Source organism: Aliiroseovarius sp. S1123, assembly GCF_023015885.1.
Taxonomy (GTDB): Bacteria; Pseudomonadota; Alphaproteobacteria; order Rhodobacterales; family Rhodobacteraceae; genus Aliiroseovarius.
Genome location: NZ_JALKBE010000014.1, coordinates 1 through 10,543, shown reverse-complemented (window position 1 = coordinate 10,543; position 10,543 = coordinate 1). Strand labels below are relative to the sequence as shown.

Annotated in this window: 9 protein-coding genes; 6 read left to right on the top strand and 3 right to left on the bottom strand. The window is 52.0% G+C overall.

Translation table 11 applies throughout. The annotated features are described in order from the left end of the window. Together MWU53_RS15800 and MWU53_RS15795 are read right to left on the bottom strand one after the other, a co-directional pair. The coding region (locus MWU53_RS15800; RefSeq protein ID WP_247094644.1) for a hypothetical protein at positions 1–314 on the bottom strand (314 nt) is incomplete at its 3' end. A 190-nt stretch (positions 315–504) separates the two neighbouring features. Continuing rightward, positions 505–927, bottom strand: coding sequence for a hypothetical protein (locus MWU53_RS15795; protein ID WP_247094643.1), 423 nt, complete (start codon positions 925–927; stop codon positions 505–507). A gap of 879 nt (positions 928–1,806) precedes the next feature. Between MWU53_RS15795 and MWU53_RS15790 the strand changes: the two genes are divergently transcribed. The 6 genes from MWU53_RS15790 to MWU53_RS15765 all read left to right on the top strand — a co-directional run bounded on the left by MWU53_RS15790 (position 1,807) and on the right by MWU53_RS15765 (position 8,421). Further along, positions 1,807–3,006 (top strand): integrase arm-type DNA-binding domain-containing protein, encoded by a 1,200-nt coding sequence (locus tag MWU53_RS15790; RefSeq protein ID WP_348647045.1) that lies wholly within the window; start codon positions 1,807–1,809, stop codon positions 3,004–3,006. Beyond that, the gene (locus MWU53_RS15785) at positions 3,006–3,629 is read left to right on the top strand and encodes a hypothetical protein (RefSeq protein WP_247094641.1); all 624 of its coding nucleotides are present in this window, start codon (positions 3,006–3,008) and stop codon (positions 3,627–3,629) included. Before MWU53_RS15790 ends, MWU53_RS15785 begins: the two co-directional genes overlap by 1 nt. Before the next feature lie 276 nt (positions 3,630–3,905). After that, the gene (locus tag MWU53_RS15780; protein ID WP_247094639.1) at positions 3,906–6,197 is read left to right on the top strand and encodes a DUF5906 domain-containing protein; all 2,292 of its coding nucleotides are present in this window, start codon (positions 3,906–3,908) and stop codon (positions 6,195–6,197) included. Between the two features lie 853 nt (positions 6,198–7,050). Continuing rightward, complete coding sequence (locus tag MWU53_RS15775; protein WP_247094637.1) at positions 7,051–7,512, top strand: hypothetical protein; 462 nt, start codon at positions 7,051–7,053, stop codon at positions 7,510–7,512. Between the two features lie 18 nt (positions 7,513–7,530). Then, positions 7,531–7,986, top strand: a complete 456-nt coding sequence (locus tag MWU53_RS15770; RefSeq protein WP_247094635.1) for a hypothetical protein — start codon at positions 7,531–7,533, stop codon at positions 7,984–7,986. Positions 7,987–8,010: 24 nt separating this feature from the next. Next, entirely contained in the window at positions 8,011–8,421 is a 411-nt protein-coding gene (locus MWU53_RS15765; protein ID WP_247094634.1) for a thermonuclease family protein, read from the top strand. 170 nt (positions 8,422–8,591) lie between these two features. Here the strand turns inward: MWU53_RS15765 and MWU53_RS15760 are convergent, their stop codons facing one another. Further along, complete coding sequence (locus tag MWU53_RS15760; RefSeq protein ID WP_247094631.1) at positions 8,592–9,746, bottom strand: hypothetical protein; 1,155 nt, start codon at positions 9,744–9,746, stop codon at positions 8,592–8,594. Between the last annotated feature and the right edge of the window lie 797 nt (positions 9,747–10,543).

The window sequence follows — 10,543 nt, the reverse complement described above, 5'->3', positions numbered from 1 at the left end:
CAAACAAAAGACACTCGAAACGCGACGCTTGCATCACCGCCACCACGCCGCATAATGAAACCAACCAGATGAGCCAAACTCTCTATTAGTTTACGCAGCCATTGGTTCCAAAAACCCTGACGACGGACACCGCCACCACGCCGCATAATGAAACCAACCAGATGAGCCAAACTCTCTATTAGTTTACGCAGCCATTGGTTCCAAAAACCCTGACGACGGACAGGGAGACCGTCCATTTTCTCCAATACATTATCTGCGAGCATAAGAATTGTTTCCATTTCCGCTTCAGATACCTTTTTCAAACTATTAAACAAACCTAAAATCCTTGTACTTTAGCAACATAGACGACACCTGAAATCTACGCGATGCGCTCAAGAAGGCAGAGAATGTGTCTTTCCTTTTATTGGTGAGGATAACAGTTACAGATCACTTTAACGCCGCCCCAACTTAGCTTACAGAATGGGGACGGCATTTTTTTAATCTGGGTGATGGTTACGTCGTCGCTTACTGCTGATAGAAAATAATGCGACCTGCGTTGTCGTTGGTTGCACATGAATTGCTAGAGATCGTAACCCGGTTGGAAGCGTTCAACGGACCAACTCCGTTTACCCTTGCCTCGTTTGCATTTTTACATGGAGGCAACTCAACACGCTGATAGCCCTTCGAGATCATGCACGCTTCATAATTTCGCATTCGTGCTGTCGCATTCGCGTCTTGTACAGAATAGGCACCAGTTAACAGCGCCACGGCAATCTCAGCTCCTGGGCTCCGGTTAACTGCAATTTCTTGGCTCGATTTGGTCTCGCATTGAGCACGGTCCAACTCATAATCTGAATAGCGCATTTTGTTTTTAACGAACGTTTCTTGAGCAACGCAACCTGTCAAAGTGATCGCTGCTGAAAGCATGATTACTGCTGGAGTTCTCATTTACTACTGTCTTTCTTATTAGTTGACTTCAGAGGATAGGCACCAAACAAATACTTGATTTTACCCGTGACTTTAGATGGTATTTCATACCCACGCATCAACTCAAAGCTCTATTTTGTACGGATCTGCAAAAGGTTCGGAATTGCTGCTTTTCCGCGCTATCAATCCAGACGACAAGCGCCCCATACAGGCGCTCAGAGGTATGCTGTGGCTTCGTAAGATTGAATTGGGCGCAGGACAAAATGAAGGGTAGCTTCCCAACTTTTCGATGAGCTCCATACAACCCGGAGCTGAATGTCTGACAAGCACCAAACCCGGCTTCAATTTAATAGTGAAGGGGAAGAAATCGATTACTCACGATTCTGGTGCGATGGGTCGCCTAGGGAAACTCCACCAAAGCAATGAAAACAAAGCAGAATAATTCACTTTGAACCGTCATGCTGTTTTTCAAAATCAGTTGGTCTAGAACCTCACCCCCCTACCTGCGCAATCAATTGATAAATAAGAACAAAATGGGCAAAAAGAAAATTGAACCTCCATGCAACTGATTATTCAAGAAAGAATTTCGCACAGTTTGCAACCGAAGATCAGCCAAATCCATCTTCGCACAACCACACTCAACTCACTGTTTTTATTGTAAATTACTGATCCCGATTTGCACTCAACAAATCCCGCACAGCGCACAGTGCCGCACAGTTCTCGCACAGTTAGCTGAATCATTCACGGATTCACATTCCTGAATCAGTGATAACCAATTGTAATAAAACGAAAAATGGCGCCCCCACACGGCATCCACAACTAGTCTGACGCCATCCGATATCATCCTTTTTTCCACATGTTTTCTGACCATTAGACGAAACTCTCCTCTGATCTCTTCCAATGCAATCCGATAGTATCTACTTACTAAAGGTGGATATTTCGGTGGATAGAATGGGCGTCAGATACAAACTCACAGCAACTCAAATCAAGCATCTCCGCCCCGGCAAATACAATGATGGGGGAGGATTGTGGCTGCACAAACGAGAAGGTGGTGCAGGACAATGGTTTCTCCGCGTAACAGTACACGGTCGCCGCCGCGAGATGGGGCTTGGCGGTCTATACGATGTGTCCCTCGCTGAAGCCCGGGAAGAAGCGGACCGTTGGCGCTCAGTGGTCCGATCGAACAAAGACCCCATCAAAGAGCGCGCTCGAATTCGGAAAGAAGCGGATCGGGGCGACCACACTTTGGCCAGCGTAACAGCAGCAGCATTTAAAGCCCGTCAGGCTGAACTCAAAGGTGATGGTAAAGCCGGGCGATGGTTGTCTCCCCTAAACATACACGTTCTGCCCAAACTTGGGCGGGTTCCGATCGAGGAGATCGACCAGCAAGACATCCGCAATACACTTGCTCCTATCTGGCACGAGAAAGCCGATACAGCACGTAAGGCAATGAACCGTTTAGGGATCGTGATCCGATACGCCGCGGCCATGGATCTAGATGTGGATTTGCAAGCCACTGATAAGGCGCGCGCGTTGTTAGGCAAACAGCGCCACACGGCCAAAAACATTCCCTCAGTGCCCTGGCCTGACGTCCCAAGTTTCTATGCCTCGCTTTCAGAACCTACTGTAGGCAATCTCGCGCTTAAATTCTTAGTTCTAACAACAGCTCGGACAACCGAAATTCGGTTTTGCCGTGAGAACGAGATTAAAGACGACATTTGGACAATTCCCTCTGACAGAATGAAATCAGGGAATGAACACAGGATCCCACTACCCCACCAAGCACTAGAGATACTCGAACAAGCCGAGATATGGCAGAAGGACGGATACTTCTTCTGGAGTCAGCGCACAGTGATCTCGGACGCCGCAATGTCAGGAATCATGAAACGCCGAGACATGCCTGAACGCCCGCACGGGTTCCGTTCCAGCTTCCGGACATGGTGTGCCGAAGCGACTGACACACCACGAGAGATCGCTGAGACCGCTCTTGCCCACACTGCCGGCGGCAAGGTCGAGCGCGCGTATCGCCGGACAGATTTCCTTGATCAACGCCGAGACCTCATGCAGCGGTGGGCCAATCATGTGGCGGGAAAGCTCTGATGGCCGTTGAGAAAGGCAGGGAAGAACGGCTGAAGTTGGTTGTCGCCGCTTTCCAAAGAGCCTTCCCTGACGAACAGCAAGACCTTGAAGGGGTTGCCAACCGGCTCGAAATTATCTTCCAACGCGGTCCTTCTTCGCCATTAAAAGATCAGAGCAAAGCTCTGATTGCTTTGGAACAGTCGCTAAAGACCGCCATTCGAAACTACGAAGGACTTCAGGGAAACCGACGCCTGTTCTTGAACTCACTCAGCGATTTGAACTTCGTCGCAACCCTTCAAGCCATGACCGAAGCTACCAGTTTCATGCTGAAACGAGAGGAAAGGAGAGGACCACGCGACCGCAAGACGAATTGGACGGAGGCAGAATTATTAAGGGAAGTCATCATGGCCTGGCGTGACATTGAGTTGAAGAAAGAGCCGCCAAGTTCAAGGCGGAAAGTTCCACAATCGATCAATGATGATAACCTGTACGGATCGTTCGCAAAGTTGGTCAGCGACATCTTCAACGCGTTTGAAATCAATTCAAAGCCCAGAAGCGCCCTGGATGCCCTGAAGCGAGAGTTCCCTGAATTTGCGGAGTCACATTTGGCTTCGGACTTCACCAACCTAGTCAATGAGGAATAACCGCATTCATTTTCCGCTGCTCCAGATTACAACGCTCCAACCAGCCCATTAGCCTCCAAATCGACCACAATCGATACGGAGTTATTCAATGTCCATTGAGCTTTTAAGAGACCGTGAAGTCGCACAAATCCTGAGCATTGCTGTTTCGACAGTCTGGGAGTACGCAAGCAGTGGGACTATTCCCAAACCCATGAAAATCGGCGGATCCACGCGCTGGGTTCGGTCTGAGATCGAGGCTGTACTTGCTGAACGGATGAGCTATCGAGGCTCTGTCTGATGAATCGTGATCAATTCATCCTGACCAATCAGGACAAAGAACCCGTAAACCCGCACACCGGATACCGCATCGACCCGCACGATCCCGCATCATGGATGTCTCGCGACGAAGCCCAGCGCCTTGCTGATGCGGCTGGTCTGGAAGTCGCCTACGTGATCACCGCTGATGAACCAACAGCGTGTATCGACATCGACGGTTGCCGCGATCCGATCACCGGCGCGTATGACGAACGCGCCCAGCGCGTCTTTGCCGCCCTGCCCGGTGTCGGTGTGGAAATCAGTCGTAGCGAGCGCGGGCTGCACTTCTGGTTCTGCTGCGAGGCGGGCATGGACGAGCGGTTTATGAACCGGGCGAACGGCATCGAGTTCTATCAATCCGGTCGCTACATCATCCTCGGCAGTGCGTTTCAGGGCGATCCAAGCATCGACGCGACGCCGTACCTGCCGACCATCCTCACACCGCGTGAGACGGGCGCAGAGACGGCCCTGCCCGCATCCGGACCGGTGCCGGAATATACCGGACCATCTGACGACGCGTTGCTCATTCAAATGGCGCTGGGCGCACGTGGATCGGTCGCCGGCATGTTCGGCGATAAGGCACGGTTTCCCGACCTCTGGAACGGCTCTGACGCGCTGGGCAGGTTTTTTCCGACCGACACCGACGACCCGTTCGATCGCAGCGCCGCGGACGCCGCCCTGCTGGCGCACCTTGCGTTCTGGACCGGTAAGGATCAGGAACGTATGCGGCGTCTCTGGCTAATATCGCCGCTCGCACGGGGGCGTACCGATCAAAAGAAGTTGCAGCGCACCGACTATCAGTCTAGGTCTATCGGCGGCGCTGTACGGAAATGCCAGGGGGTGTATTCAAAACCACCCCTACCCGGTATTCCGACCGCCAACCCCCCGGGTTCCGATCAACAGGATGCACCTTTGCCCGGGGGGCAACTCCCCGAGTCAAGCGGTGGCTATCTGACCATGTTCGATCAGGACGCGCATTTCGACGGATGTGTCTATGTGCGTGACGAACACAAGATCCTCGCGCCGGACGGCGATCTGCTGAAGCCCGAGCAATTCCGTGTCGAGTACGGTGGGTACGAGTTTCAAATGCAAGCGGACGGTGCGCGCCCGACACGGGATGCGTGGGAGTGCTTTACGCAGTCGCGCTGTAAGCGCTTTCCGAAGGTGCGTCGCCGCCGCCTACTTCCCAACAAGCCGTTCGGTCATATCGAAGACGAGGCGGTGAATGTATTCAAATGTCCCGATTGGCGCGCTACTGAGGTGGTGACGGACGCAGATGTCGCTCCATATCTCGACTTGGTACGCAAGTTGTTGCCGGACCCAACTGACCGCTCGATCTTCCTCACTTGGTGCGCTTCGATGGTGCAGAACCCCGGCCTCAAGTTTCAATGGGCTTTGGTGCTGCAAGGCACCGAGGGCAACGGCAAAACGTTCCTGTTGCGCTGCATGACACATGCTGTTGGTGAACAGTTCACGCACCTACCGAACCCCGAGGATATGAATGAGAAATTCAACACCTACCTTGACGGCAACCTACTCATCGGTGTCGAAGAAGTTCACATGGCAGGGCGGCGTGACATGCTGGACCGCTTAAAAAAGTACATCACCAACGATCGGGTAGAGATCCGCGGCATGGGGCAGAACAAGCGTATGGGCGACAACCTCACAAACTGGATGTTTCTAACCAATCACCAAGACGCAGTCATTAAGACGAAAAATGATCGCCGTTACGCGATCCTGTACACAGCACAGCAGCAGGTCGAAGATCTGGCACGCGACGGGATGAACGGCATGTATTTTCCGCAACTGTGGGATTGGGCGCGAGCGGGCGGGTTCGAGAAAGTAGCAGCATGGCTGCACCGGATGCCGCTCGATGCCCGATACAATCCTGCTGGGGAATGCAACCGCGCTCCGGACACCACGTCCACGGCGGCTGCAATCACGAACAGTATGGGCCCCTTGGAACAAGAACTCCGCGAAGCGATCGATGAAGGCGTGCCGGGGTTCCGTGGCAGCTGGATTAGCAGTGCAATGGCGCAAGAACGCCTTAAAAACGCAGGATTTACGAAGGTAGCACCCAAAACACTAAGCCAATGCATTGAGGCTCTCGGGTACTCACGATGTAGAATGAATAGTTCCGGACGCGCAAACCCGATTCCTCAAGAAGGTGGAAAACGCCCAGTCCTGTATCGCAAGTCCACGCTGAGCAATGAAGATCAGGGGCAAGCAGATTATGAAGCAGCACAAGGATACAACTTTCCGGGTCAGAAATAATACCTTGAGCGCATTGAATGCCAGAAGGCTTGTTATCTAGTCTTAGCCATTCGTCAAATATACTCGTTTGATTTCAAGGTGCTACAACACGATGACATAATGACAATCATTCCGATGATTAGCCTTTGACCACAGAGCCTCAAGCACCCGCGTTGCTTGGACTCTGTGTTCTCTCTCCTCGCGATTAAGAGTTTTCGTCAATATGTCATTGTGTCATCTATCAAGTATCCTTTTGATTTATATTAGTATTGTTTTGACTCAATATTGACAAAATCTGGCGAACTGGGATCAAGACCGCCAAGGGAAATATTTGTGATTAAATACTTCAGATGAGTTCGACATCTTTCTGACAGTCAGCAAGAAATCCCAACAAAATTTGGTAGCTAGAAACAATTCGAGGTCGCGCGTTACCCGCAGCAGAAATGCTGTGGAAGGACCCACCATTCGAATGACTTTTTTCCAATCATGGCGATCGATCATGAACGGTACACGGCATGACGTTCGCCAGCGTTTTGATCTGCGATTCCATTCCTCGCAAATTTGCTAGAAAAATTCCCCAATGTTACTAAGAACAAGCTACTCGTTGGGTGGGTCAGGGAGCCGCGCTACCGCACCCAATGCCCGTTGATCAGTGCAGGTTCACTGGCTTTCTTCTGGGCACCAATTCGACCGTGGTACGAGCCCATCGCTTCCCAAGTTCGGGCGTCACGTCTTGAGCGCCATGTTTTGCTGGCATTTCCAGTCAGATAGTCACTGATAGCATATCAGTAGGCCCAAGATCTGACGTGACATTCCGCATCTAGCCATCACCCAAAACAAGCGCTACGAATGTCTCAACCATAGAGAGGAACCGATGATCAAGAATCCAATTTCAGCAGCTATCACTTTCTGCCTCATCGCTACCGCCGCAATGGCCGAAGACCAAGGGGCGTGGGCAACTCCCAAAAGTATTCGAAGCATCTCCGTGGAGATCTTCGACGGAGCATCTGACGGGTGTTGGACGAACCTAGGAGAGGTCAAAACTTACACCGAGGACAAGCTATCTCTGCGCGGGTTCAACATCGTCGAACACGATGAAGATAGACCGCAAAACATGGATGAAGGTGTGGTCCGTGTCAGCGTCCATAGCGAGAGAATCCGGAATGGCTGCTACGGTAACATTGTCGTCAACTTGATATCGATCCTTCGATGGAAGGAAGACTACTTCTACGCTCCGCTTGGCGGCACCGCGCGGTACATTTTTGCAGAACACTCCAACGCAAACCAACTGGTGCTAACGCAAGCGAAGAAATTCGCCGAAGGTTGGCCATTCTAACGGACTAGAGGTAAATTCATGCTCAAGTGGCTGATCAGATTGGTGTCCATTGGGGTGCTAGGTTATCTCGGGCTAATGGCTTTCTTCCTACACAGCAGCGGTCATTTCGAACTGGGTGACCTTCCTGACGGTGCCTATACAATTTCCTTCGAAAGTAGTTTTCGAGGCATTGTGCAGGGCGTTGAAGTAGCCGACCCTTCCGTCGCCAATCAATCGAAATACTTTCGTCGACTGACCAATGCCAACAAGGATCGCGAATACCTTGGTTTCCCGTTGAAGGTGCCGACTTGGCTCGAGGACAAATGGTCAACTTGCGCCCCGCCAACTGAGCAAGAAACCAGTGATGTTTACGCAAGCCTATCGGAAGAGGCCAAACGCAACCTCAGAGGCGCTCGCCTAGACGCGATCTGTGTATTCGACATCGACGGCGAGACGATACCACGCGGCCTGCTGTTCTCGGTGCCTAGGCTGTAATCGCTCGGCTATATTGAACGAACCATGACCAGACTTATTGCCATCATCCTCGCATTCGCCCTCACGACAACCGCTGCGCACGCAGCCGAGATCAAAGGCCGTGCCCGCGTCATCGACGGCGACACCTTGTGGGTCGGGAGGATCAAGATCCGGCTCAATGGCATCGATGCCCCAGAGCGCGGCCAACCGCGCTACAGAGCGGCCACACAGACGCTCCAGAAGCTAGTTGCCGGGAAGACGGTGGTCTGCCGCCTGAACGGCGACAAGACGTACGACAGGTACGTGGGCATCTGCTACGTGGGCAAGTACGACCTCGCGGCCTCAGTCATCGCCTCGGGCAACGCCCTCGACTGCCGTAGATATTCAGGCGGGCGATATCGGAAGTACGAAACCAAAGATGCACGCAGATACATCCGTCAGGCCCCCTACTGCTAGGGACATGTATGCTCGCCCATGCGTCGCCGCTGTTCCGATCATCACGGCACCATACACAAACCGCAACTGTAAGGGACAAATCGGCCACTCAACTCCAATCCGTGAGCTCAATAGGGGTTGGCGATTGCAAGCAAAGGGATTTCCCCCGCTTTACGACGGGCTTTGAACTACTATGGCTTCTTGTCCGTTGCTTGCTCGCTCAGCATCCGCGTCACGTAGGCTTCATCACCAGTAATGCATTTTCGGAAATCTGCGATTGCCCTAGAAGAGCCGATCAACATAAACCTTCCGATAAGCTCTGTATCGATCCGCCGGATCCACAAGGTGTGTCCTTTCGCCAGCGCTGACAGCAAGATCTCTTCATCCCGCTGGGAGGTTATGTCGGTTGAAATATCCCTCCCTCCCCAAGAAGTGTATTCCGTTCGCAGCGTCAGCAATCCACCTGAGGCGTCAGCACCCTCAATTCCGAACACGATCTCGACCCGTCCTCTATCCATCGTGAGCGGGATGTGCTCTAGCTCGAGAAAGTAGTCCGGGCGCGTAAGGTAGCGAACAAGCCTAAAATCAATTCCCTGCTGCCTTGAGTGTATGGCACACATCAGGTTTGAGATGCTGTTGAAATAGTAGTAGCCGGACGTCCACATCCCGTATGAGTTTGTGCTTAAGGGCGTGACCCCTGAGTTGAGGTTGCCATCGGTAGCACTTGGTGGATTATCGGAGTTTCCCGGGTCAGCACCCTGTTCGGTCACTGCAGCTTGCGTTGTCGGCTTGGTGTGCCGATTGATCTCAAAAGCGACCAGCTCTTCCTCAGTAAAGACATAGATCTGATCACTGGGCGTTCTAAACATCTTCGACATCACGTGAGATGAAATGCCAAAACCTAGAAGCGTGTCATATATCTCTGCAACCATCTCCTGCGCGATAGTTTCATCTCTGGACCCAGTAAATTGATGCACCCCAAGCTGCCCACCCCTTACGTATCGGGCTGATCCCGCAAGAAAAATGAAACTACATGAAGAGAAGCAGCTATGGCCTTCGGTTACGAGCGTTGTGATCCCTCGCTCCTCGACAAGTTTTGCAATGCTCAAGCCTTCGACTACGCTGCCGCCTGGACTGTTGAGCGCAAGGAATTTCACCTCGGGAAACTCATCAAGTTGTTTCTTCACCGCAAGCAAGGTGCCGGGACCAATTTCACCGTCCAGTAACAGCGTGCGCTTATCATATTCTGAGAAAACCCGGACCGAAGCGGATTGAGCGGACGCGTAGGGTAGTGACACGATGAGGAAGAGCCCCGCTAGCAACCACTGAAACTTGACACCATTCATTGATACTCTTCCTTTTGTCTCGGACTATCCGGGTTGTGTATTGATGTACCAGAACCTATCAAGTTGTAGACGGCGTGTTAACTGCCCGATCTTGCAATCAACAATGCTATAAGAAGTTTCCACATTTCCTTTGACTTGATCACATCGCCATTCCTTCGAACCACCATATCTGCTCATCGCAGATCCTCTTCAGATTTCTGATTGCTGGTGATTAATCATCAGTTCTCATTTGTTATTGCAGCATTTTTTACCTTCGAGACCGACCAGTGGCATGGTAAAACTGAGCAACCGAAACTGCTCTTGATGACCCATGCCCGCCAACCGAAAACCGCGACGCCATCAGATGCCCCGCAAGGTCGAACTAGCCCTTGATCGGGAGCGGATCATGCGCGAGGCGGATCCCATCGGCTTCCTGTCTGATGTCATGCGCGGCACCCAGCGTCTTGCTAAAGTCGCGAAACGTACCAATCAATTTTGCTGAAAAGGCAGCGATCGCCACATAGACCGCAACCGGCACATAATAACTTACCCAACCACAACCTCGCATCCCGTTCTAACAAACTGCCACTCGACCTCGCGCCTTGCACGCTTCACCCCGCAAAGTCTCCTCTGCTCGAAGGGAAACAGTTTGTATGCCTCGCGGATTAACGTTCAGTTCCATTACGGCCTGTCTGCCGTCAGCGCCTATGGGTCCAAATAGCGTTATTTGCTAAGTGAGGGTTTGTTGCTCATCGTAGCCACCAAGGAGTGGACGATGAGAAAGACAACGAAGAGCCCAGGCGAGAAGATCGTCAAAG

Coding starts and splice junctions, on each gene's coding strand:
- MWU53_RS15795 (WP_247094643.1), bottom strand. CDS start 927: ATGAGAACTCCAGCAGTAATCATGCTTTCAGCAGCGATCACTTTGACA.
- MWU53_RS15790 (WP_348647045.1), top strand. CDS start 1,807: ATGCAATCCGATAGTATCTACTTACTAAAGGTGGATATTTCGGTGGAT.
- MWU53_RS15785 (WP_247094641.1), top strand. CDS start 3,006: ATGGCCGTTGAGAAAGGCAGGGAAGAACGGCTGAAGTTGGTTGTCGCC.
- MWU53_RS15780 (WP_247094639.1), top strand. CDS start 3,906: ATGAATCGTGATCAATTCATCCTGACCAATCAGGACAAAGAACCCGTA.
- MWU53_RS15775 (WP_247094637.1), top strand. CDS start 7,051: ATGATCAAGAATCCAATTTCAGCAGCTATCACTTTCTGCCTCATCGCT.
- MWU53_RS15770 (WP_247094635.1), top strand. CDS start 7,531: ATGCTCAAGTGGCTGATCAGATTGGTGTCCATTGGGGTGCTAGGTTAT.
- MWU53_RS15765 (WP_247094634.1), top strand. CDS start 8,011: ATGACCAGACTTATTGCCATCATCCTCGCATTCGCCCTCACGACAACC.
- MWU53_RS15760 (WP_247094631.1), bottom strand. CDS start 9,746: ATGAATGGTGTCAAGTTTCAGTGGTTGCTAGCGGGGCTCTTCCTCATC.